The sequence below is a fragment of the Arthrobacter sp. 05T410 genome (assembly GCF_056396505.1).
The window spans coordinates 106683-128323 of sequence record NZ_JBFTLP010000010.1; the positions used below are offsets into that span (position 1 = coordinate 106683).

The following is a 21641-nucleotide window of genomic DNA, read 5'->3' on the forward strand; positions in this document are numbered from 1 at the left end:
TGTGCTGAAGGGAGGCCCGGCGAATCGTCGCGGGCACCTCTTGTTGGGGGGAGGGCGGGCCGCCGTCGTAAATCTCGACGCCGGCCGGTGCGTTCGTGTCGAAGTGCCCCTTGACGGGGCGGCAGCGCCGCTTAGTTGCGGCCGCTGAGCTTCAGGACCTGCTTGAAAAGGCCCGAGTGGTCCAGTCCGCCGTCGCCCTGGTTGACGGTGGCGGCGACGAGCTGCGCGACGATGGCGCCGAGGGGGACGGCGACATTGGCCTCGCGGGCCGCGGAGGTGACGATGCCGAGGTCCTTGTGGTGCAGGGCCAGGCGGAAGCCGGGGTCGAAGTTGCGGTCCAGCATCTTCTGGCCCTTCTGCTCCAGGACCTTGGAGCCGGCCAGGCCGCCGCCGAGGACCTTGAGGGCGGCGTCCGTGTCCACGCCGTAGGCCTCGAGGAAGGCGATCGCCTCGCCAAGGACTTCAATGTTGACGGCCACGATCAGCTGGTTGGCTGCCTTGACGGTCTGGCCGGCGCCGGAGGGCCCCACATGGACGATGGTCTTGCCGACGGCGGCCAGGACATCCCGTGCCGCCTCGAAGTCGGCGGCGTCACCGCCCACCATGATGGAGAGCGCGGCGTCGATGGCGCCTTGTTCGCCGCCGGAGACCGGGGCGTCGAGGGGACGGATCCCGGCGGCCCGGGCGTCGTCGGCGAGGCGTTTGGCGACGTCGGGGCGGATGCTGCTGGCATCAACCCACAGGGCGCCCGGCTTGGCGTTGTCGAACACGCCGTCGGGACCGCTGACCACGCCTTCGACGTCGGGGGAGTCCGGCACCATGGTGATGACCACGTCGGCGTCCCTGACGGCCTCCGCGATGCTCGCGGCACCCTTGCCGCCTTCGGAGACGAGCTTGTCGGTCTTGTCCTGGCTGCGGTTGAAGCCCGTGACCGCGTGGCCGGCCTTGACGAGGTTGATGGCCATGGGCAGGCCCATGATACCGAGGCCGATGACTGCGATGTTGCTCATTGTGGTTCTCTTTCTGAAGTCTTTGTGTTCGATGTAGCGCGGGTGTGCTTCTTTGTCGCGGCGGGCGGTGGGCCCACGCCCGCCGGGTTCCCTGGCCGAGCTTGCGAGCTTAGGGAGCGGGTGGGGATTACTGCGGGACGCGCTGGCGGATGGCCCAGCTGAATGCGGTCCCCGCGGGTTCCTTGTATTCGAGGCCGATGTAGCCCTCGTAGCCGAGTGCGCGGCTGCGGGCGATCCATTCGCCGAGGGGAAGCTGCCCGGTTCCGGGAGCCCCGCGGCCGGGGTTGTCGGCGATCTGGATGTGGCCGAAGTCCTTGGCGTGCTTTTCGATGACGGCGGCGACGTCGTCACCGTTCACGGCCAGGTGGTAGAAGTCCGCGAGGAGCTTGACGTTCCCGGCGCCGGATTCCTGCTTGACCCGGGCGATCACATCGAGGGCATCCTGCGCCTTGAGCAGGGGGTACCGGGGGGCGCCGCTGACGGGTTCCAGGAGGACCGTACCGCCGATGCGGGCCACGCCGGCAGCCGCCGTCGCGAGATTTTCGGCGCCAATGGCGTCCTGCTGCTCAGCGGATTCGCCGTCAATGCGGTTGCCGTAGAGGGCGTTGAAGGCCATGCAGCCGAGGCGCTCACCGATGCCGGCGACGACGTCGATGTTGTCCTGGAATTCGGTGGAGCGCGCGGGCCAGGAGACCAGGCCGCGGTCGCCGCCGGGCATGTCGCCCGCGTTGAAGTTCAGGCCCGTTAGCTGAACGCCGGCGTCGGTAATGGCGTTCTCAAACCGGGCAACCTCGACGTCGGTGGGGACGGAGGTCTCGAAGGGCCACCAGAATTCTACGGCGTCAAAACCGGCGGCCTTCGCGGCGGCCGGGCGTTCCCAGAGGGGGAGCTCCGTCAGGAGGATGGAGCAGTTCACGGTGTACGTCATTGTGGGTTCCTTCCGGTGTGGGCGGGAGCTGGATCCCGGGCACCTTTGCCTTGCAGATCCTTGCTTGTTTTCCGCTTTGTGGAATTAAGATTCTGCTTTATGAAAAGTGTAGGGAAGGTTGGGTCGGGGAGTCAAGGGGTGAGCGAATGGGGGTGTGGCTGCGGGGTGAGGCGCGAGGGACCCCGATATTCTTGCCCCGGCACCTCGGAGCGCGGGAGCCTACGGTATTTCAGGTTCCGGCAGTTCAGGGCGCGCGGGCAGCAGATGCGGCGAAATTCCCTACCGCTTCGTTGGGTCCTTGCGGATGCCCAGGCCCACGAGTGCGCCGACCCCGAGGCCGATCAGCAGGCCAGTGAATGGCTTGTCGACGGTGGTGACTCCGATGGCGAAGCCGAGGGCCGCGCCAAGGAGCATTCCGATCCACAGGGATTCGTACTTCACAGCCTCAGGCTAGCAAGCATCGCCCGGGCCGCAAGGGCTCCGGGCTGGGTGACCAGATTTGGTGCCGAGGCGCGGCCAGCGGAACCACGGAGGAGTCCGCCCCGTCAGACGGGGCGGACTCCACTACGTGGATCGGTATTGGTGGATCGGTATTGGTGGATCGGTATTAGGTCAGGCGGATCTGGCGGTTGACGTCCTTGTACAGCAGGTACCGGAAGTTGCCCGGACCGCCGGCATAGCACGCCTGGGGGCAGAAGGCACGCAGCCACATGAAGTCGCCGGCCTCCACCTCCACCCAGTCGTCATTGAGCCGGTAGACGGCTTTGCCTTCCAGCACGAAGAGGCCGTGCTCCATGACGTGGGTTTCCGCGAAGGGGATGGAGGCGCCGGGCTTGAGGGTGACGATGTTGACGTGCATGTCGTGGGCGAGGTCCTCCGGGTCCACGAAACGCGTGGTGGCCCAGGCCCCGTCGGTGTCCGGCATCGCCCGCGGTGCGACGTCCTGGTCGCGGGTTACAAAGGATTTCGCCGTGTAGCCGTCCAGCGGCTCGTAGGCCTTCCGGATCCACTGGAAACTGGCGATCTCCCCGGACTCGTTCGTCACGGACCATTGGGCCCCCGCGGCGAGGTAGGCGTAGCCGCCCTCGCCCAGCCTGTGGATTTCCCCCTCAAGGGTCAGTGCCAGGGCGCCCTTGGTCAGGAAGATGACGCCTTCGACGCCGGCCTCCGGCTCGGGCTTTTCCGAGCCTCCGCCCGGTCCCACCTCGACGATCAGCTGCGAGAACGTCGTGGCAAAACCGGCGATGGGCCGGGCCAGGATCCAGGAGCGGGTGTTGGTCCAGCCGGGCAGTTTGCTCGTGACGATGTCCCGGAGCACGCCCTTCGGAATGACGGTGTAGGCCTCCTTGACCACGGCCCGGTCGGAGAGGATCTGGGTCTGCGGCGGAAGCCCGCCTTCGGGGTAGAAATAGTTGCTCATGGGTGCGTTCCTTTTGCGGAGGGAGTGGAGGTGTTGGCCAGCCGGGGGTGGGCCAGTGCGGTGAGTTCGGGGAGCCCGACGCCGGCCAGCGCCAGGACTTCTTCGGTGCCGACGGCGCCGCACTGGACGCCGCGCAGCACGAAGGCTGCCAGAGCCCGTGCGGTGGCGGGTTCGTCCAGAACGCCGCCGGCGGTTTGGTCCACGTAATTGCGGAGCCGGGCAGCGGCGGCCGGGAGCCCTTGCCGGTAGAAGGCGTAGGTCGCGGCGAACCGGCTGGGCAGCTGGGCGGGGTGGAGGTCCCAGCCCTGGTAGTAGCCGCGTTCCAGCGAGCGGCGGACCAGCCGGCCGTGGAGCTGCCAGGCCTGCTCCACGTTCCCGCCCACCGGGATGATGTTGGTGGAGCCGTCGGAGAGCCGGATCCCGGTGCCGGCCGCGGCAAGCTGCATGACTTCTTTGGCAAAGTCCGCCACGGGATGTTCCATGGACTGGTATTCGGCGGAGATCTGCAGCGATGCTGAGTAGTCGTAGGTGCCGTAGTGCAGCCCGCTGATCCGGCCGGGCACCGCGTGCGGCAGGCGCGCCACCGGCGAGGTTCCGTCCGGGCCCAGGATGAGCTGCGGCGTTTCCACCTGCACCTCAAAGCGGAGCCGGCCCGCGGGGAGCGAGTGGACTTCCTCGAGCCGGGACACGGCGAAGGCCATGGCCTCCACCTGTGCCACCGTGGTGACCTTGGGCAGGGTGAGGACGAGCCCGTCCGGCAGTTCGCCGGCCGTGGCCAGCTGCGAGACGAAGAGATCCAGGGTCCGCAGACCCCGGGCGCGGGTGGCAGCCTCGAAGCACTTGAAGCGGATCCCGATGAACGGCGGCGCGGTACCGGCGGCGACGGCGGCGGCCACGGCGGATGCCGCGGCGACAGCGGCGGCGTCCTCGGCGTCGTCGCCCCGGTCCCCGAACCCGTCCTCAAAGTCCAGACGGAGGTCCTCGATCGGCTCGCGTGAGAGCTTGGCCCGGACCCGCGGCGCGACGGCGGCGGCCAGTTCGGTTTCCTGGCCCTGCAGCGCGCACAGGCTTTCGACGCCGCCGCGGGCGTCCACCGCGGCGAGGGCCTGGGCGCCCCAGTCCGCGGCGAACTCCGGGCTGAAGCGGTCGGCCGGAACGTAGACGGTGTGCACCGGCTGGCGGGAGCCGTCGTCGCCCGGGTAGCTGCGCTCCAGCAGCCGGTCGGTGTCGGCGAGCTGCGCATCGATCCGGGCGAGGTCGGCCCCGGAGAGGGCAGGCGTCACCGGACCCTGACGCTGCAGATGGCTGCGTGGTTGCGGCCTGGCGCTGGCGGAGGTGGCTGCCATGCCTCAGCCCACCAGCTCGTACGCCGGCGTGGTGAGGAAGTCCGTGTAGTCCTCGGACAGGCAGATGTCGCCGATGAGCTTGCTGGCGGGCAGGTAGTGCTTCACGAAAGCGTCCTCGCCCACCTCGCCCCGGAGCTTCTCGGTTTCCTCGGCCAGGATCCCGGATACCAGCTCGCGGGTGACGGTCCGGCCAGTGTCGGCGAGCACAGAGTGGTTGCGGATCTGCTGCCAGACCTGGGACCGCGAGATTTCCGCCGTCGCCGCGTCCTCCATCAGGTTGTGGATGGCGACCGCGCCGTTGCCCGAAATCCACACCGCTGTGTAGGCGACGGCAACGTAGAGGTTCAGGCGCATGCCTGCCTCGGTGACCGTGCCACGGGCGGAGGCGACGTCCAGGAGCTGGTCCGCGGTGACCGAGACTTCCGGGCGCTGCCTGTCCAGCTGGTTCGGCCGCTCGCCCAGGACGGCGTCGAAGACGTCCCGGCAGACCGGCACCAGGTCCGGGTGGGCCACCCAGGAACCGTCAAAGCCGTCGTTCGCCTCACGGGTCTTGTCCGCGCGCACTTTCTCGAACGCCTGGGCTGTCACCTCGGGTTCGCGGCGGTTGGGAATGACGGCCGCCATGCCGCCCATGGCGAAGGCGCCGCGGTGGTGGCAGGTCTTGACCAGCAGTTCGGTGTAGGCACGCATAAACGGCGCGGTCATAGCCACGGTGGCGCGGTCCGGCAGCACAAAGCGCGAGCCGGCGTCACGGAAGTACTTGATGATGCTGAACAGGTAGTCCCAGCGGCCGGCGTTCAGGCCGGAGGCGTGGTCGCGGAGTTCGTAGAGGATCTCGTCCATTTCGAACGCTGCGGGGATGGTCTCGATCAGGACGGTCGCGCGGATGGTGCCTTGCGGAATGCCGAGGTAGTCCTGGGCGAAGACGAAGACCTCGTTCCACAGCCGGGCCTCGAGGTGGCTCTCCATCTTGGGCAGGTAATAGTACGGGCCATGGCCATTCTTCAGCAGCTGCCTGGCGGTGTGGAAGAAGTGCAGGCCGAAGTCCACCAGGGCGCCCACGGTGTGTTCGCCGTCGATCAGCAGGTGGCGCTCGGCCATGTGCCAGCCGCGCGGGCGGGCGACTACGACGGCCAGGGGGGCATCGGTCCGGAGCGTATATTCCTTGCCCTCGGGGGACGTGTAGGCCAGGGTTCCCGCCGCGGCGTCGCGGAGGTTCAGGATTGATTCGATCACGTTGGACCAGGTGGGAGTGCTGGCGTCCTCGAGGTCCGCGAGCCAGACCTTGGCCCCGGAGTTCAGGGCATTAATGGCCATCTTGGCCGGTGCGGCCGGACCCGTCATTTCCACCCGGCGGTCCTGCAGGGCTGTCGGGGCCGGGGCCACCGTCCAGTCGCCTTCACGGATATCACGGGTTTCCGGCAGGAAATCGAGCCGGCCGGTGCGGGCCACCTCGCCGCGTTTGACCGCGCGGGCCTTGAGCAAATCCGCGCGGGTGGCGGCGAAACGCTGGTGCAATTGCTCAATGAAGGCCAGCGCCTCGGGTGTGAGGATCTCCTCCGCGCGGTCAACGGGGCGGCGGGCTGAAATGGTGAGGGCCATTGTGGTCCTTCCTGGTCGGTGAAGCAGGCGGCGAATCAGGCGTGGGTCAGCGCGGCGGCCGGGACCGTCGCGTGGGCAGCCGCGACAACCGCCGCGGCGACGTCGGCGGCAACGTGGGGGTCGAAGACGCTGGGAATGATGTAGCTGGCATTGAGCTCGTCGTCGGCGACCCGGTTGGCGATCGCCGCGGCGGCGGCCACCAGCATCTCGGGGGTGATGTCCGCCGCCCCCGCGTCCAGCAGCCCGCGGAAGAACCCTGGGAAGGCCAGGACGTTGTTGATCTGGTTGGGGAAGTCGCTGCGGCCGGTCGCCACCACAGCGGCGTGCCGTGATGCGACCACCGGGTCGATTTCCGGCGTGGGGTTGGCCATGGCGAACACAATAGCGTCGTTGGCCATGGATGCCACCTGTTCTTCGCCGATCACGTGCGGTGCGCTGACGCCGATGAAGACGTCGGCTCCCTTGAGCGCTTCGTGCAGGGTGCCCGAGAAGCCACGTTCATTGGTGTTCTCGGCAATCCACGTGCGGTGCTCGTCGTTGTACTGTTCGCCGAAGTGGATCGCTCCCGAGCGGCCGGCGGCGATGATGTTGCGGGCCCCCTGTGCCTTGAGCAGCGCGATGATGGCGGAGCCGGCGGCGCCGACGCCCGAAACGACAATCCGGACCTCGGAGAGTTTCTTGTCTACGACGCGCAGGGCGTTGGTCAGGGCTGCCAGCGTGACGATTGCGGTTCCGTGCTGGTCGTCGTGGAAGACCGGGATGTCGAGTTCCTCGCGGAGCCGGGTTTCGATCTCGAAGCAGCGCGGAGCGGCGATGTCCTCAAGGTTGACCCCGCCGTAGACCGGGGCGAGCGCCTTGACGATCCGGATGATTTCCTCCGTGTCCTGGGTGTCCAGGCAGACCGGCCAGGCGTCGACGTTGGCGAACTGCTTGAAGAGCGCGGCCTTGCCTTCCATGACCGGCAGTGCGGCGGCCGGGCCGATGTTGCCGAGGCCCAGGACGGCGGAGCCGTCGGTCACGACGGCGATGGTGTTGCGTTTGATGGTCAGGTTCCGGGCGGCCTCAGGGTTTTCCGCGATCGCCAGGCAGACGCGGGCGACGCCGGGGGTGTAGGCGCGGGAGAGGTCGTCGCGGTTGCGCAGGGCGACCTTCGGCACAACCTCCAGCTTGCCGCCGAGGTGCATCAGAAAGGTTCGGTCCGAGACGTTCCGGACCGTGACGCCGTCGAGCGCGTTGAGCGCGTCCTTGACGCGTGCGGCGTGGTCGTCGTCCGTGGTGTTGCAGGTGACGTCGACTACCAGGGTCTCGTGGTGGGACTCGGTGACGTCCAGGGCCGTGATCGCGGCGCCGGCCGCACCGACGGCGGCGGCCAGTTCGCTGGTGGCACTGAAGCTGGACGGCGCCTCCACACGCAGGGTGATCGAATTTCCGGGGCTCGGATTCGCCATTGAATTTCCTCCTAGTCGGCCCGCGGACGGGCTCTTGCTGCACTTACTTATTTCGTATGATGGATATTATTATCTACTTTGTGGAATTACAAGCCCCGAGGGTCCGTCGACGGCGGGCCGGCGGTACTGTATCTTGGGTCTACTAAGCACTTTTTTCACGATGTGGATAAAATTTGTCGGAAGCAACCTCTCAGGAGAGCAAAGTTATGGCGGAAAAAGCCCCCGGAGGCGTGCAGTCCGTTGAACGCGTTTTCGAACTTCTGGAACTGATCACTGACGCCGGCGGCGACGTCACACTCAGCGAACTCTCGTCCTCCACCGACCTGCCGCTTCCCACCATCCACCGGCTGCTGCGCACCCTCGTCACCCTGGGCTACATCCGGCAGCTGCCGAACCGGCGCTATGCCCTGGGCCCGCGCCTGATCCGTCTGGGCGAGGCGGCGAACAAGCAGCTCGGCGCGCTTGCCCGGCCGCAGCTCCAGTCCCTCGTGGAACGGCTCGGGGAAACCGCCAATATGGCCGTGCTGGACTCTGACATGGTGATGTACGTGGCCCAGGTCCCGTCCCTGCATTCCATGCGGATGATCACCGAAGTGGGCCGCCGCGGTTACATGCATGCCACCGGCATGGGCAAAGCGATCCTGGCCCAGCTGGACGATGAGACGGTGCGTGGCATCGTGACCCGGAAAGGCATGCCCACCCCCACTCCGAAGAGCATCGGCGACGTCGAGTCCTTGTTCGCCGACTTGAAGCTGATCCGCGGCCGCGGCTATTCGATCGATGAGGAAGAGCAAGAGATCGGCGTCCGCTGCTTCGCGATTGCCATCCCCAATGCGCCGACCCCCGCGGCGATTTCCGTCTCCGGGCCTGTTTCCCGGGTGGACGAGACTTTCGCGGACCGGGCTGTGCCATTGCTGCGCGAGGCAGCCCTGGCGATCTCCCAGGACCTCAACAAGAGCTGACCTCCAGCGGCTGTGCCGCCGTCTGCCAGGCCACGTTGCGGCCCCTTTACCTTCACAGGGAGGGGCCGCAACGCTCATGCCGGTGGTGTCTTAGGGGGCTAGTGTTCGGATGTCGCGGCGGACTCCACCGGGACTTCCTTGCCGTCGCAGTCGATCAGTTTGCCGTTCTCGTAACGGTCGCCCTCGGCCAGGCATTGAAGGTCTTCCTCGCGGATGACGCGGCCCGTTCCGGCCACGAAGACCGACTGGTTCTCCGAGTTGCCCTTCTTCAGGTGGTTGAAGAGCAGGTTCAGCGCGATGGCCATGACCGCTGCGGAGCTGATGCCGGAATGGAAAACCGTTGCGAACCAGCTGGGGAACTTGTCGTAGAACGTGGGGGCGGCGATCGGGATCATCCCGAAGCCGATGGAGGCGGCGACGATGATCAGGTTCATGTTGTTCCGGTACTCCACTTTGGCCAGCGTGCGGATGCCGCTCGCGGCCACCGTGCCGAAGAGCACAATCCCGGCACCTCCCAAGACCGCCGTCGGGACCGCCGCGACCACCCGGCCGAGCACCGGCAGCAGGCCCAGCAGCACCAGGATGACGCCGCCGGCCGCCACCACATAGCGGCTCTTGATCTTGGTGACGGCGACCAGGCCAACGTTCTGGGCGAACGCGCTTTGCGTGAAGGAGCCGAAGACCGGCGCCACGAGGCTGGAAACCATATCTGCCCGCAGGCCCGCTGCGATCCGCTTCGAATCAACCCGGGTGCCCACGATTTCGCCGACGGCCAGGATGTCGGCCATGGTCTCGGTCAGGATCACCAGCACCACGATCAGCATGGAGATGATGGCGGCAGCTTCGAAGGTGGGTGCGCCGAGGTGGAACGGTGCGGGGAAGGCGACGATCGGGCCGTCGCCGACGTTCGAGAAGTCCGCCATGCCGGTTACGACGGCGACCCCCGTTCCGGCCAGCATGGCCAGCAGGATGGACAGGCGGGAAATAGTGGCGCTGCCGACCTTGCTCAGCAGGAGCACGAGGGCCAGGGTAATAGCCGCCAGCCCGATGTTGGCCACGCTCCCGTAGTCCGCCGCCTTCTTGTTCCCGCCCATGGCCCAGTTGGCCGCCACGGGCATCAGCGTGAGGCCGATGGTGGTGATGACTGTGCCGGTGACCACCGGCGGGAAGAACCGGACAATCTTGGAGAACACCGGGGCGATCAGCAGCCCGATGGCTGCAGAGGCAATGACGGCGCCGAAGACGGCCGGGAGACCGCCGCTGCCGGTGACGATGGCGACCATGGTCGCCACGCTGGCGAAGGAGACGCCTTGGACCAGGGGGAGTTGGGAGCCGAAGAACGGCACGCCCAGGGTCTGGAGCAGCGTTGCCAGGCCGCCCATGAAGAGGGCCGCGGCGATCAGGACCCCGACGTCGGCCGGGGCCAGGCCGGCGGCCTGGCCGACGATCAGGGGGACGGCGATGATGCCGCCGTACATGGTCAGGACGTGCTGGAAGCCGTAGGCGAAGCTGCTTCCGACGGAGACCCGTTGGTCCTCGGGGCGGGGATTGCCGCCGGTGCCGCGGGTGCGTGGCAGCCGGGCGGTCAATTTTTTGCGTGCGTTCATGGCAGACCTTCTTGGTTCATGGCGGACGTCGTTGTCCGGCTAACAATGTCTGGCTAACGGGTGCCGTAGTGCCGGCGCCGGAGGCCCGGGCCGGCCGGCCGGCCCGGGAGTCCTAGCAGAAGCCGGCGATCCCGGACCAGGCGATTTCTGCGGGGCTGGCGTCTTCACGCTGGACAGTGGCCTCGATCAGGCCGTAGGGGCGGTCGGCGGCGAAGAAGACCTCGTTGGGGTTGTCGAGGCCAAAGGGCGAGAGGTCGACGAGGAAGTGGTGCTTGTTGGGCATGGAGAACTTGATCTCGTCGATCTCGGTGTGAGCTTCGAGGACCTTGGCGCCCATGTCGAAGAGGGTCTGTTGCAGGGCGTGGGAGTAGTTTTCGCTGAAGCCCTCCAGCAGCAGGCTCTTGACGTCCTCGTAGCTCTTGTTGAAGTCGAACGTGCCGAAATCGGTGCCGGTCCTGAAGCGCCAGCGGGCCGATACGTCCGTGGCGAGGATGCGGTCGGACGTTTCCGGGAGGGTGGTGTACTTGTCCCGCGGGAAGCCGCTGAACCCGGACTGGGTCGACTTCAACACGGTGAGGTCCTTGAGCCCGGCGATGAGGTGCTCGGTACCGCTGTTGCGGACAAGGACCGCGGTGCGGACTTCCTGGCCGCTGCGGACGAAGGAGTGGTCGTGCCCGGCCCCGTGGGCCTGGATCCGGTCCCACGTGAAGGACTCGGCCGCCCAGCGGCCGCCGGTGACCCAGTCGAAGTTCGAGGTGAAGTGCTTGCCCAGCCGCAGCAGGAAGGCTTCCGGGGAGCCGATGCCGTCCCGGGCGAAGGCATAGATGGTGTTCTTCTGAGTGTCCGTGGCCACGACATGGCTGTTGTCGCCTTCGAGGTGGGCCGCCGCGAAGTCACCCCGAAGCTGGGAGGTGACGTTCAGGTCTTCGATCTCATGGCGATCGGTGTCCCGGGTGATCTTGACGACCCGGACTTCGGCTTTTCCGTACTGGTTGTGGCCCAGGACGATCTTGTTGCTCATGGTCTGATTCCCAACTTCAGGTATGTGGCACCAAAGTCCCACATAGAAATTAAGCGCTTGTTTCCCGCGCGTTTCTCATTCCGTCGGCCCACAAAAAAGAGCCGACATCAGTTGATGCCAGCTCATTACGACCCTGCCTGCTGCTCCCAGGTTACGTGACCTGCGCCACGAATTGGGATTAAGCGTAGCCCGGTCCGGGCGTGGTGTACATCACTTTCCGAAAAAACGGTTTGTGACCGCGGCGGTCAGGGCTCTTGACCGCAGGCTTCCGTCGCCCTAGTCTTTTCCATATAGCAATAAATTATTTCCAAAATGTGGAATTCAGCCGCATGATTCGGTTCGGTGCGAGGAAGCAGCCACACAATGCATGAGGAGGAATCCATGAACTCGCAGGAGAAGGGCAGTGCCGTTGAATTTCCGGCGCCCGGCCAGGAGCTGTACCTGCCGTTCGCCGCCGCGGACTTCGGTGCCACGGACCCGGACTTCTACATTCCGGCCGACTGCGAGCGGAGGGACCGCGGCTTTTCCCGATGGCTACGTGCGCTGCCGCTCTTTGGCCGGTAGGCGTTTTTTTGGGCGGTAGGGCGGCGTTGGCGTGAAGACCCGGAAATAGAGATTTCACATAACGAAAACAGGCTTCCATCAAGTTGGGCGCGCCGCGCGGACATCCCGGTGCTACTGTCGATCTTGCCAACGGCGGGCAGCCCGGGACGCGGGAAGCTATCTACCAGGCGCAACCTTCAAGGCACATGCTGAAGACTGGTCACCGTCGCATACGGCCCTTGCGTACCCGTCACGGTGTACAGGCTTCCGCAGGTAGGGAGTGGCGGCATGACTACAACCGGTACGGCTCAGAAGTTCCTGGCGAGATCCATCGAGTTGGCCAAGGCCAACGTCCTGAACAGCGGCGGCCCGTTCGGCGCAGTAGTGGTCACTGCGGACGGGCTTGCGTTCGAAGGCGTCAACCGCGTCACCGCCACCAACGATCCCACGGCGCACGCCGAGGTGACGGCCATCCGGCTGGCCTGTAGCGAACTGGGCACCTTCGATCTCAGCGGTGCCACGCTCTACTGCAGCTGCGAGCCGTGCCCCATGTGCCTGGCGTCCGCACTGTGGGCGCGGGTGTCACGCGTGATGTTCGCCGCGGACCGGCACGATGCCGCGGCTGCGGGGTTCGATGACGCCGTCTTCTACGAATACTTCGAAAATGATCAGCGCGACGCGCTCATGCCGGTGGGCAGGCTGCAACTGACAGACCCGCAAGCGCCCGCGGCATTGGATCCCTTCAAGGCCTGGAACTCGCTTGAGTCCCGGACCGACTACTAGCGCCGGGGACTGCGGCCATGTTGGATCTGCTCCCGCACCTGGGCACATGGCGGCCGGCCGCGTCCGGGCAGCGCTACGCGGTGGCCACCGTGGTGGGCACCGACGGATCGGTGCCGAGGCCCGTGGGCACCTCCATGCTGGTCTCCGAGGCCGGTGAGGTGCTGGGCAGCCTGTCCGGCGGCTGCGTTGAAGGGGCCGTTGTGGAGGCGGCTCTGGCGGCAATGCGCGATGGCGGGACGCGCCGGGAGTGCTTCGGCTACAGCGCCGAGGACGCGTTTGCCGCCGGGCTGACCTGCGGCGGCAGGCTGGAAATCCACATCGAACCCGTGGATACGGGGCCCGGCCGGCTGCGGCTGGACGGCCTGCTGGCCCTGGCCGGGAGGCATCCGGCCGGCGGCGCTGCGCTGATCCGCAGGGTAGACGCCGGCGGAGGCGGCGCCGTCGTGGTTCCAGACCCGGCGGCCTTCCAGGTACTGCAGTCGGCCGAACTCGCCGCGATGCTCGGTGCGGGCGGTTCCGGTGGTGCCGGGCTCGCGATGCGGGCGGCAGCAGCCCAGTTGGAACCGCTGCTGAGGGGAGGTCGTACAGGGCTGGTCCGGATCGCGTCCGCGGGGGAGCGCCAGCAGGAACCCGTGAGCCTGCTGGTGGAGAGCCGGCTACCGGCACCGCGCCTGCTGATCTTCGGCGCCAATGACTTCGGTGCGGCACTCGTGCCGGCCGCGAAACTCCTGGGCTTCCATGTCACGGTGTGCGATGCGCGCCCGGCGTTCGCACAGCAGGACAGGTTCGGCGCCGCGGACGAGGTGGCCACGGCCTGGCCGCACCGGTACTTGGCGGACCAAGTGCTGGCCGGCCGCACCGACGCCCGGACGGCCATCTGCGTGCTCACACACGATCCGAAATTCGATGTCCCGCTCCTGCAGGCCGCGCTCGGCCTGGACGTGGACTATGTCGGCGCCATGGGGTCCAGACGAAGCCACCGCGGGCGGATCGATGCTCTGCGGCAGGCCGGCGTGGCCGACGGCGCCCTGGCCCGGCTGCACTCACCCATCGGCCTGGACCTCGGGGCCGTCACGCCGGAAGAGGTCGCGGTCTCCATCACGGCAGAACTCGTGGCCAACCGGAGCAAGGCCGCCGGGCTGGCCCAGGGCAGCGTGTCCTTGAAGGATGCCAGCGGCCCCATTCACCACTACTCCCGAAATCATCAGGACAGCAGTCATCACGGCCGCAACCATCACGGCCGCAACCATCACGACAGCAGCGCCGGCATGCCGGAACCTGAGGAGGCCCAGTGGACATGAACACCATCGAGGCCGTGGTCCGCACCGCGGATCCGGCGCAGTGGCGCGAAGGGGACGCCTGGCTCGCGGGGGGCACCGTGCTTTTCTCCTCCGGGAGCCCCGCCGCCGGACAGGAACCGCTCCGGCGCCTCCTGGACCTCGGCTCCACGGACTGGACACCCATAGCGGTGTCGGCGGCCGGCATCGAGCTGGCGGCGACCTGCACCATCGCGCAACTGTATGCATTCCCGGATGCGGATGCGGATGCGGATACGGATGCCGGCTCGGCCGCCGGCCGGGGGCTGGCCGGGAACTGGCCCGGCGTGGAGCTCGTCCGCCCCTGCTGCGAGTCTTTTGTGGCCTCCTTCAAGGTCTGGTACATGTCCACGGTGGGCGGCAACCTGTGCACTTCCCTGCCGGCCGGGCCCATGATCTCGCTCTGCGCGGCGCTCGACGCCACGGCCACCATTCTGGGCCCCGGCGGCGCCCGCCGCACGCTCCCGGTGCTGGACTTCGTTACGGGCGACGGGACGAACTGCCTCGCTCCCGGCGAGCTCCTGCGCAGCGTGAGCCTGCCGGCGGCGGCACTGTCCTCCCGGGTGGCCTTCCGCCGGCTGTCGCTGAGCAACCTGGGCAGGTCAGCGGTGCTGCTGATTGGAAGGCTCGACGCCGGCGGCACCCTGGTCCTGACCGTCACCGCAGCCACCAAGCGCCCCGTGCAGCTGCGCCTGGAGTCCTCCGCGGCGGCGCTCGCCGGCGCCCTCACTGATGCTCTCTCCGAGGCCTTGGATGCCGCCATCCCCGATGAGCTGTACCACGACGACGTCCACGGCCTGCCCGCCTGGCGCAAGGACATGACGTACCGGCTGGCCCATGAAATCCAGGCCGAACTCACCGCCCCGGCAGGCCGCGACCCGTTACGCATATCCGGTGACTTCTGGCCGCCGCGGGGCGGGACCCTGAACGGTGGACTCCGGACGGAAGGTGCCTGAGCATGAGAATCGAGATCAACGGTGTCCCGGCGCAGGCCGAACCCCGTCCCGGCCAGTGCCTGCGGACGTTCCTTCGCGAGCAGGGGAACCTGGGCGTCAAGAAGGGCTGCGACGCCGGCGACTGCGGCGCCTGCACGGTGCACGTGGACGGGGTCCCGGTGCACAGCTGCATTTATCCCGCGGTCCGCGCGGAAGGCCGGGCGGTCACCACGGTGGAAGGACTGGCCGCCGCCAGCGCCTCCGGCGGACCCGGTGACCCCAACAGCACCGCGCTTCATCCGATGCAGCAGCAGTTCCTGGACCGGCAGGGCTTCCAATGCGGCTTTTGCACGGCCGGCATGGTGATGACGGCAGCGACGTTCGATGAGGAGCAGAGGGCGGACCTGCCGCGGAACCTGAAGGGCAACCTGTGCCGGTGCACCGGGTACACGGCCATCGAGGACGCCGTCTGCGGGAGGGGGAGCCGCCCGGTCACCCCTTCTGAGGGGCCTGGCCGGCCGGAGCCGCGCGCCGGACAACTGGGCGACGACGCTCCCGCCCCCGCCGGCCTCGCCATCGTCACGGGGCAGGCCCGCTACACCCTGGACGTCCCGGCCGATGAACTGCCCGGGCTGCTGCACGCGAAACTGCTGCGCTCCCCGCATGCCCACGCCCGGATCCGCTCCATCGACGCAGCAGCCGCGCTGGCGATTCCCGGCGTCGCGGCCGTCTTCACCCACGAGGACTCCCCGGCGCAGCTGTTTTCGACCGCGCAGCACGAGCTCTACACCGACGACCCGGACGACACCCGCGTGTTTGACGACGTCGTGCGGTTCACCGGCCAGCGCGTCGCCGCCGTCGTCGCCGGGACGGTGGCGGCGGCGGAGGCTGGCGTGCGGGCCCTGAAGGTCGACTACGAGGTGCTGGACGCGGTCTTTACCCCGGAGCACGCCATGCTCCCCGGCGCCCCCGCCCTCCACGGGGACAAGGACGCAACCACGGCCCGCATCAGCCGGCCGGAGCGGAACGTCGTCGCGGAACTGCATTCCGAGCTCGGCGACATGGCGGCCGGGTTCGCCGCGGCGGACTTCATCCACGAACACACGTACCGGACTCAACGGGTGCAGCACATGGCGCTCGAAACCCATGCCTCCATCGCCTCGATCGGCGGTGACGGGCGGCTGCTGATCCGCACCTCCAGCCAGGTCCCGTTCCTGGTGCGGCGCACCCTGGGCCGGGTGTTCGGCCTGCCGGAAGAGCAGATCCGGGTGGTGGCCGGACGGGTGGGCGGCGGTTTCGGCGGCAAACAAGAGGTGCTCACCGAGGACGTCGTGGCGCTGGCCGCCCTGAAGCTCAACCGCCCCGTGCAGCTTGAATTCACCCGGACCGAACAGTTCACCGCCGCCACCACCAAGCATCCCTTCACCATCCATCTCAAGGCCGGCGCCAGCCGCGACGGGCGGCTGACCGCACTGAAGCTGGAGGTGCTCACCAACACGGGCGCCTATGGCAACCACGCGACCGGGGTCATGTTCCACGGCTGCGGTGAGTCGTTGGCGGTGTACAAATGCGCCAACAAGAAAGTGGACGCCCACGCCGTGTACACCAACACGGTGCCGTCCGGTGCCTTCCGAGGCTACGGGCTCAGCCAGATGATCTTCGCGATCGAATCCGGCATCGACGAGCTCGCGGCAGGGATCGGCATGGACCCCCTGGAGTTCCGCCGCCGGAACATGGTCCGGGAAGGCGACGACATGCTGTCCATCCGCGACGAGCCCCAGGAGGACGTCCGCTACGGCAGCTACGGCCTGGACCAGTGCACGAAGCTGGTCGAGGACGCGCTGGCCCGTGGGCGGGAACGCTGCCGCGCCGCCGGCCTCGACAGCCCGGGACCGGACTGGGGGGTCGGGGAGGGGACTGCCCTGTCCATGATCGACACCGTCCCGCCACGCGGCCACTTTGCCCACTCCAGGCTCCGGCTCCTGCCCGACGGGACCTACGCCGCCGACGTCGGGACGGCAGAATTCGGCAACGGCACCTCCACCGTCCACGCGCAGCTCGCGGCCACCGCGCTGTCCACCTCCGCCGCCCGCGTCACCCTCCGGCAGTCCGACACCGACCTGGTGGACCACGATTCCGGGGCGTTCGGATCTGCCGGCACCGTAGTGGCGGGCAAAGCGACGCTCGCGGCCGCCGAGGACCTCGCCCTCCGCATCCGCGCCTTCGCCGCCGGCCTCCGCCTCGTGCCGCGCTCCGGCTGCGTCCTGGACGGGGACGCTGTGGACTGCGAGGGAACCCGGGTGCCCCTGACGGACATTTACGACGCCGCGGAGCAGGCCGGCGTCGAGCTCGCCGCCGAGGGGCGTTGGGGCGGGACGCCGCGTTCCGTGGCGTTCAATGTCCAGGGCTTCCGGGTGGCGGTGAACACCGGGACGGGGGAGCTGCGAATCCTGCAGAGCGTGCAGGCGGCCGACGCCGGCGTGGTGGTCAATCCGCGCCAGTGCCGCGGCCAGATCGAAGGCGGGATCGCGCAGGCCCTCGGCTCTGCGCTCTACGAGGAGGTCACAGTGGACGACGCCGGCCGCGTCACCACCGACGTCCTGCGGCAGTACCACGTCCCCTCCTTCGCCGACGTGCCGCGCAGCGAGGTGTACTTCGCCGACACCAGCGACAAGCTGGGCCCGCTGGGCGCGAAGTCGATGAGCGAGAGCCCGTTCAATCCGGTGGCGCCGGCGCTCGCGAACGCCATCCGGAACGCCACCGGCGTGAGGTTTTCCCAGCTGCCCATCACCCGGGACAAGATCTATCTGGGCCTGAAGGAAGCAGGGCTGGTTCGTCCGCTTTGAGGCCGCTGCCGGCCTATAGTCGGACGATGGAACAACGAATCTTGGGCAAAACCGGACGAAACGTCTCCACCGTCGGGTTGGGGACGTGGCAGCTTGGCGCGGACTGGGGCAACGTGGACCCCGCGCAGGCGCAGGCCATCCTGGCGGCCTCCGTCGAAGCGGGCGTCACGTTCTTCGACACCGCGGACGTCTATGGCGACGGCCGCAGTGAGCAGGCCATCGGCGCCTTCCTGGCCGACAACCCCGGCCTGGACATCACGGTGGCCACCAAGATGGGCCGGCGGGTGGAGCAGCGGCCGGAGAACTACAACCTCGCCAACTTCCGCGAATGGACCGACCGGTCGCGGCGCAACCTGGGCGTCGAGCAGCTGGATCTGGTCCAGCTGCACTGCCCGCCCACCGCGGTGTACAGCAACAACGAGGTCTACGACGCGCTGGACACGCTCGTGGCCGAGGGGGCCATCCGCAACTACGGCGTCAGCGTGGAGCGGACCGAGGAAGCCCTCGAAGCAATGCGCCACGACGGCACCGCCACCGTGCAGATCATCCTCAACGCCTTCCGGCTCAAGCCGCTGGATGAAGTGTTGCCCGCCGCCGAGGCCGCCGGGGTGGGCATCATCGCCCGCGTCCCGCTCGCCTCCGGGCTGCTCTCCGGCAAATACACCGCGGAGACGTCCTTCGCGGAGGACGATCACCGGAACTATAACCGCACCGGATCGGCGTTCGACGTCGGGGAAACCTTCTCCGGCGTGGACTTCGGGGAAGGCCTCAAAGCGGTGGCCGAGTTCGAGGAACTGGTGCCCGACGGCGTCAGCACCGCCCAGGCGGCCATCGCCTGGATCGCGGCGCAGGACGGCGTCAGCACGGTGATCCCGGGCGCGCGGAACGTGGACCAGGCGCGCTCCAATGCCGCCGCGGCGGGTGTCAGCGGCATTGACGCAACGTTCGACGTCGGCGTCCGCGAAATCTATGACCGCTACTTCCGTGAAACCATCCACCCGCGCTGGTAGGGCGCTTGATTCTGCCGGGTGTCCCCAAGGGCCGACGAATGACTGTTTCCTCCATCGACGGCTTCGTTGACCGTCTCGCGGCCGTCGAAACGGGGCCGGGCTGCAACAACTTCTTTGATCACACCGAGCCTGGAAATGCGCAGCGGCGGCGGAACCTGGAGCTCTATCTGCGGGAGATGCAGGACCGCGCCCCAAAGGTCCTGCTGCTGGGCGAAGCCCCCGGGTACAGGGGCATGAGGATCACCGGGATTCCCTTCACGAACCGCGCAATGCTCGAAGGCCCTGCCAACGGGTTTGGGCTGTTTGGGCCCGGGAAGGGGTACGTGCTCCCGGCGGATGCTGCGGGAATCGCTGCGGAGCCGACGGCCACGGTGATGTGGCAGGTCCTGGCCGAGCTGGAATTCCTGCCCCTGCTGTGGAGCGCCTGCCCGTGGCACACCCACGTGCCCGGGCGGCCGCTGTCCAACCGCACGCCGAGGGCCTCCGAGGCTGACCTTGGAACTCCGTTCTGGCAGGCGCTGATCGAGGCGTTTTCCATCGAAACCGTGGTGGCCGTGGGCAATGTGGCGCACCGCAGCCTGCAGCGCAGCGGCATGGACGCCCCGAAAATCAGGCACCCGGCCCACGGCGGCCGGTCCGATTTCAAGCGCGGCCTGCAGGAGTTTTTGGCTCACTCGCGCTAAAACCAGCGCGGGGTCAGACACGGCCCATCGAGGGGGCCTTAATGGGCCGTATCTGACCCCGCGTTGTCTTTAGTCGAGGAGGTGCAGCTGTTCGGGGGAGTCGAGGTCCTCGCCGCCGGAGAGGTCGCTGCAGTCCACCAGATCAACCAGGTCCGGGTGCGCCCGCAGGAAGACGCGCGCGCCGGCGTCGCCCGTTGCTGTTTCCGCGGCTTCGGTGCGAAGCCCGGCATCGAGCAGCAGCGGGTGTCCGCGCTGCAGCGTCCCCTCCGCGTCGCGGTAGCCGGCCGCCGTTACCCGGCCGGGCCGGTGGGCTGCCAGCAGCCGGGTGACGGTCTCCCTGGTCAGGCCGGGCTGGTCCACCAGCGCAATGAGCACATGGGCCTCCAGGGCCGCCGCGGCGATACCGGCCCGGAACGAGCTGCCCATCCCGCTGGCCCAGTGCGGGTTGTCGATGACCCGGTGCCGGCCGAGGTCGGTGGCGGCGCGGACCCTTGCCGCATCCGCGCCAAGCACCACCACCACCTCCCGGCAGCCGCCCGCTAGCAGCACGTCGGCGAGCACTTCGACCAGCGTGCGGCCATGGAAGGGGAGCAACGCCTTGGGCCCGAGCCCCAGCCGGGTCCCGGCTCCGGCGGCCAGCAGCACCGCCGTCGTGCCGCCGGATCCGGTGCCGTGCGCTCTGCTGTCGCTCATCTGCCCACCATAACTCGCTTCTCAGGCGTCGCCACCCGCTCCTCCGGTGGTCCCGGCGGTGACGTCCAGGAGCTTGTAGCGGTCGATCGCGTAGGCGGGCACCCCGCCGTCGACCTCTCCGCGCGAGGCCAGCAGCTGGAGGGTCTTCACTACAATCGAGTGGATGTCGTTCTTGAAGAAACGGCGGGCCGCGGCGCGGGTGTCGGAGAAGCCGAAACCGTCCGCGCCGAGCGAGGCGAACTGGTGCGGCAGGAACTGGCGGATCTGGTCCGGCACGGCCTTCATGTAGTCGGTGACCGCCACGACCGGCCCGGTGGCACCGGCGAGCTGCTGGGCCACGAACGGGACGCGGGCGGGCTGGCCGGGGTTCAGGAAGGCCTCTTCTTCTGCCGCGAGGCCGTCGCGGCGCAGTTCGGTCCAGGACGTCACGGACCAGACATCCGCCGAGACGCCCCAGTCCTCGGCGAGGACCCGCTGGGCTTCGAGGGCCCACGGAACGGACACGCCGGAGGCCAGAATCTGGCTTTTAGGCCCGTCAAAGTCCGACGCCGACACCCGGTAGATGCCTTTCAGGACACCGTTGACGTCCAGGTTTTCGGGTTCGGCCGGCTGGACGATCGGCTCGTTGTAGACAGTGAGGTAGTACATCACGTTCCGCGGCGGATCGTTGTCGGCAATTTCTTTCCCGGCTTCACCGGGCCCATACATCCGCTCCAGGCCGTCCCGGATGATGTGGCCCATTTCGTACCCGAACGCTGGGTCGTAGGTGATGACGGCCGGGTTGGTTGCCGCCAGTATCGGGGAGTGGCCGTCGGCGTGCTGCAGGCCTTCGCCGGTCAGGGTGGTGCGTCCGGCGGTGGCGCCGATGATGAACCCGCGGGTCATCTGGTCGGCGGCGGCCCAGAAGGAATCGCCGGTGCGCTGGAAGCCGAACATCGAGTAGAAGACGTAGACCGGCACGAGCGGTTCGCCGTGCGTGGCGTAGGACGTGCCGGCGGCGGTGAAGGCCGCCACCGCCCCGGCTTCATTGATGCCCGGGTGGATCAGCTGGCCCTGGGCCGATTCCTTATAGGCAAGGACGAGCTCCCGGTCCACGGAGAGGTAGCCCTGGCCGTCCGGGTTGTAGATCTTCGCCGTCGGGAAGAACGCGTCCATGCCGAACGTGCGGGATTCGTCCGGCACGATCGGGACAATGCGGTGTCCGAACTTTTTGTCCCGGAGCAGGTCCTTGAGCAGGCGTACAAAGGCCATGGTGGTGGCTGAGCGCTGCTTGCCGGAGCCTCGCTTGGCGACCCCATAGGTTGCGGGATCGGGCAGTTCCACGGGCGCATGGTCCGGCCGCCGCTCGGGGACGAAGCCGCCGAGTTGCTTGCGGCGGTCCATCAGGTACTGGATCTCCGGGGAGTCCATGCCGGGGTGGTAGTACGGCGGCCGGTAGAGGTCCGCTTCGAGCTGGTCGTCCGTGATCGGGATGCGCAGGTGGTCGCG

The 21641-nt window shown here is 67.9% G+C and carries 19 protein-coding genes; 8 read left to right on the forward strand and 11 right to left on the reverse strand.

The window, feature by feature from the left end; genetic code table 11:
• Nucleotides 1–131: 131 nt before the first annotated feature.
• From AC1DFR_RS14160 to AC1DFR_RS14190, 7 genes are all read right to left on the reverse strand, one after another.
• Nucleotides 132–1043, reverse strand: coding sequence for a 2-hydroxy-3-oxopropionate reductase (locus tag AC1DFR_RS14160; RefSeq protein WP_290370298.1), 912 nt, complete (start codon nt 1041–1043; stop codon nt 132–134).
• A 94-nt stretch (nt 1044–1137) separates the two neighbouring features.
• Entirely contained in the window at nt 1138–1938 is an 801-nt protein-coding gene (locus AC1DFR_RS14165) for a hydroxypyruvate isomerase family protein (protein ID WP_476873686.1), read from the reverse strand.
• Nucleotides 1939–2217: 279 nt separating this feature from the next.
• Nucleotides 2218–2379 (reverse strand): glycine zipper domain-containing protein, encoded by a 162-nt coding sequence (locus AC1DFR_RS14170; RefSeq protein WP_162159054.1) that lies wholly within the window; start codon nt 2377–2379, stop codon nt 2218–2220.
• A gap of 166 nt (nt 2380–2545) precedes the next feature.
• Nucleotides 2546–3358 carry a bifunctional allantoicase/(S)-ureidoglycine aminohydrolase gene (locus AC1DFR_RS14175; RefSeq protein WP_476873687.1) on the reverse strand — a complete coding sequence of 271 codons (813 nt, stop codon included), beginning with the start codon at nt 3356–3358 and terminating at the stop codon, nt 2546–2548.
• On the reverse strand, nt 3355–4641 hold the full coding sequence (locus tag AC1DFR_RS14180; protein WP_476873702.1) for a DUF6986 family protein: 1287 nt from the start codon (nt 4639–4641) through the stop codon (nt 3355–3357). Before AC1DFR_RS14180 ends, AC1DFR_RS14175 begins: the two co-directional genes overlap by 4 nt.
• A 66-nt stretch (nt 4642–4707) precedes the next feature.
• Nucleotides 4708–6306 carry a malate synthase A gene (aceB, locus tag AC1DFR_RS14185; RefSeq protein ID WP_476873688.1) on the reverse strand — a complete coding sequence of 533 codons (1599 nt, stop codon included), beginning with the start codon at nt 6304–6306 and terminating at the stop codon, nt 4708–4710.
• 35 nt (nt 6307–6341) lie between these two features.
• Nucleotides 6342–7754 carry an NAD-dependent malic enzyme gene (locus AC1DFR_RS14190; protein ID WP_476856964.1) on the reverse strand — a complete coding sequence of 471 codons (1413 nt, stop codon included), beginning with the start codon at nt 7752–7754 and terminating at the stop codon, nt 6342–6344.
• A gap of 206 nt (nt 7755–7960) precedes the next feature.
• Here AC1DFR_RS14190 and AC1DFR_RS14195 point away from each other — a divergent pair, with 206 nt between their 5' ends.
• Complete coding sequence (locus AC1DFR_RS14195; protein WP_476860186.1) at nt 7961–8716, forward strand: IclR family transcriptional regulator; 756 nt, start codon at nt 7961–7963, stop codon at nt 8714–8716.
• A gap of 98 nt (nt 8717–8814) precedes the next feature.
• On the opposite strand, the gene AC1DFR_RS14200 is transcribed toward AC1DFR_RS14195, so the two are convergent.
• Together AC1DFR_RS14200 and pucL are read right to left on the reverse strand one after the other, a co-directional pair.
• Nucleotides 8815–10323: a nucleobase:cation symporter-2 family protein gene (locus tag AC1DFR_RS14200; protein WP_476873689.1), complete on the reverse strand. Its 1509-nt coding sequence runs from the start codon at nt 10321–10323 to the stop codon at nt 8815–8817.
• Between the two features lie 112 nt (nt 10324–10435).
• A complete protein-coding gene (pucL, locus tag AC1DFR_RS14205) occupies nt 10436–11344 on the reverse strand; it encodes a factor-independent urate hydroxylase (RefSeq protein WP_476873690.1) in 909 nt (302 codons plus the stop codon).
• A 381-nt stretch (nt 11345–11725) separates the two neighbouring features.
• Between pucL and AC1DFR_RS14210 the strand changes: the two genes are divergently transcribed.
• The 7 genes from AC1DFR_RS14210 to AC1DFR_RS14240 all read left to right on the forward strand — a co-directional run bounded on the left by AC1DFR_RS14210 (nt 11726) and on the right by AC1DFR_RS14240 (nt 19460).
• Complete coding sequence (locus tag AC1DFR_RS14210; RefSeq protein ID WP_476873691.1) at nt 11726–11908, forward strand: hypothetical protein; 183 nt, start codon at nt 11726–11728, stop codon at nt 11906–11908.
• Between the two features lie 267 nt (nt 11909–12175).
• On the forward strand, nt 12176–12670 hold the full coding sequence (locus tag AC1DFR_RS14215; protein ID WP_476873692.1) for a nucleoside deaminase: 495 nt from the start codon (nt 12176–12178) through the stop codon (nt 12668–12670).
• A gap of 17 nt (nt 12671–12687) precedes the next feature.
• On the forward strand, nt 12688–13971 hold the full coding sequence (locus tag AC1DFR_RS14220) for an XdhC family protein (protein ID WP_476873693.1): 1284 nt from the start codon (nt 12688–12690) through the stop codon (nt 13969–13971).
• Nucleotides 13962–14942 carry an FAD binding domain-containing protein gene (locus AC1DFR_RS14225; RefSeq protein WP_476873694.1) on the forward strand — a complete coding sequence of 327 codons (981 nt, stop codon included), beginning with the start codon at nt 13962–13964 and terminating at the stop codon, nt 14940–14942. Before AC1DFR_RS14220 ends, AC1DFR_RS14225 begins: the two co-directional genes overlap by 10 nt.
• Before the next feature lie 2 nt (nt 14943–14944).
• Nucleotides 14945–17767, forward strand: coding sequence for a molybdopterin-dependent oxidoreductase (locus AC1DFR_RS14230; protein WP_476873695.1), 2823 nt, complete (start codon nt 14945–14947; stop codon nt 17765–17767).
• Between the two features lie 26 nt (nt 17768–17793).
• On the forward strand, nt 17794–18777 hold the full coding sequence (locus AC1DFR_RS14235) for an aldo/keto reductase (RefSeq protein ID WP_476873696.1): 984 nt from the start codon (nt 17794–17796) through the stop codon (nt 18775–18777).
• Nucleotides 18778–18815: 38 nt separating this feature from the next.
• A complete protein-coding gene (locus AC1DFR_RS14240; protein ID WP_476873697.1) occupies nt 18816–19460 on the forward strand; it encodes a uracil-DNA glycosylase in 645 nt (214 codons plus the stop codon).
• A 69-nt stretch (nt 19461–19529) separates the two neighbouring features.
• Here AC1DFR_RS14240 and nboR read toward each other — a convergent pair whose 3' ends face one another.
• Nucleotides 19530–20153: a nicotine blue oxidoreductase gene (nboR, locus tag AC1DFR_RS14245; protein WP_476873698.1), complete on the reverse strand. Its 624-nt coding sequence runs from the start codon at nt 20151–20153 to the stop codon at nt 19530–19532.
• Nucleotides 20154–20174: 21 nt separating this feature from the next.
• On the reverse strand, nt 20175–21641 hold a 1467-nt coding region (locus AC1DFR_RS14250; protein ID WP_476873699.1), incomplete at its 5' end, for a transketolase-like TK C-terminal-containing protein.

What these genes read in the sequence shown, in the direction of transcription:
- nboR (WP_476873698.1), bottom strand. Translation starts at nt 20,153, where the DNA reads ATGAGCGACAGCAGAGCGCACGGCACCGGATCCGGCGGCACGACGGCG.
- AC1DFR_RS14200 (WP_476873689.1), bottom strand. Translation starts at nt 10,323, where the DNA reads ATGAACGCACGCAAAAAATTGACCGCCCGGCTGCCACGCACCCGCGGC.
- AC1DFR_RS14195 (WP_476860186.1), top strand. Translation starts at nt 7,961, where the DNA reads ATGGCGGAAAAAGCCCCCGGAGGCGTGCAGTCCGTTGAACGCGTTTTC.
- AC1DFR_RS14190 (WP_476856964.1), bottom strand. Translation starts at nt 7,754, where the DNA reads ATGGCGAATCCGAGCCCCGGAAATTCGATCACCCTGCGTGTGGAGGCG.
- AC1DFR_RS14165 (WP_476873686.1), bottom strand. Translation starts at nt 1,938, where the DNA reads ATGACGTACACCGTGAACTGCTCCATCCTCCTGACGGAGCTCCCCCTC.
- AC1DFR_RS14215 (WP_476873692.1), top strand. Translation starts at nt 12,176, where the DNA reads ATGACTACAACCGGTACGGCTCAGAAGTTCCTGGCGAGATCCATCGAG.
- pucL (WP_476873690.1), bottom strand. Translation starts at nt 11,344, where the DNA reads ATGAGCAACAAGATCGTCCTGGGCCACAACCAGTACGGAAAAGCCGAA.
- AC1DFR_RS14175 (WP_476873687.1), bottom strand. Translation starts at nt 3,358, where the DNA reads ATGAGCAACTATTTCTACCCCGAAGGCGGGCTTCCGCCGCAGACCCAG.
- AC1DFR_RS14230 (WP_476873695.1), top strand. Translation starts at nt 14,945, where the DNA reads ATGAGAATCGAGATCAACGGTGTCCCGGCGCAGGCCGAACCCCGTCCC.
- AC1DFR_RS14235 (WP_476873696.1), top strand. Translation starts at nt 17,794, where the DNA reads ATGGAACAACGAATCTTGGGCAAAACCGGACGAAACGTCTCCACCGTC.
- aceB (WP_476873688.1), bottom strand. Translation starts at nt 6,306, where the DNA reads ATGGCCCTCACCATTTCAGCCCGCCGCCCCGTTGACCGCGCGGAGGAG.
- AC1DFR_RS14210 (WP_476873691.1), top strand. Translation starts at nt 11,726, where the DNA reads ATGAACTCGCAGGAGAAGGGCAGTGCCGTTGAATTTCCGGCGCCCGGC.
- AC1DFR_RS14240 (WP_476873697.1), top strand. Translation starts at nt 18,816, where the DNA reads ATGACTGTTTCCTCCATCGACGGCTTCGTTGACCGTCTCGCGGCCGTC.
- AC1DFR_RS14220 (WP_476873693.1), top strand. Translation starts at nt 12,688, where the DNA reads ATGTTGGATCTGCTCCCGCACCTGGGCACATGGCGGCCGGCCGCGTCC.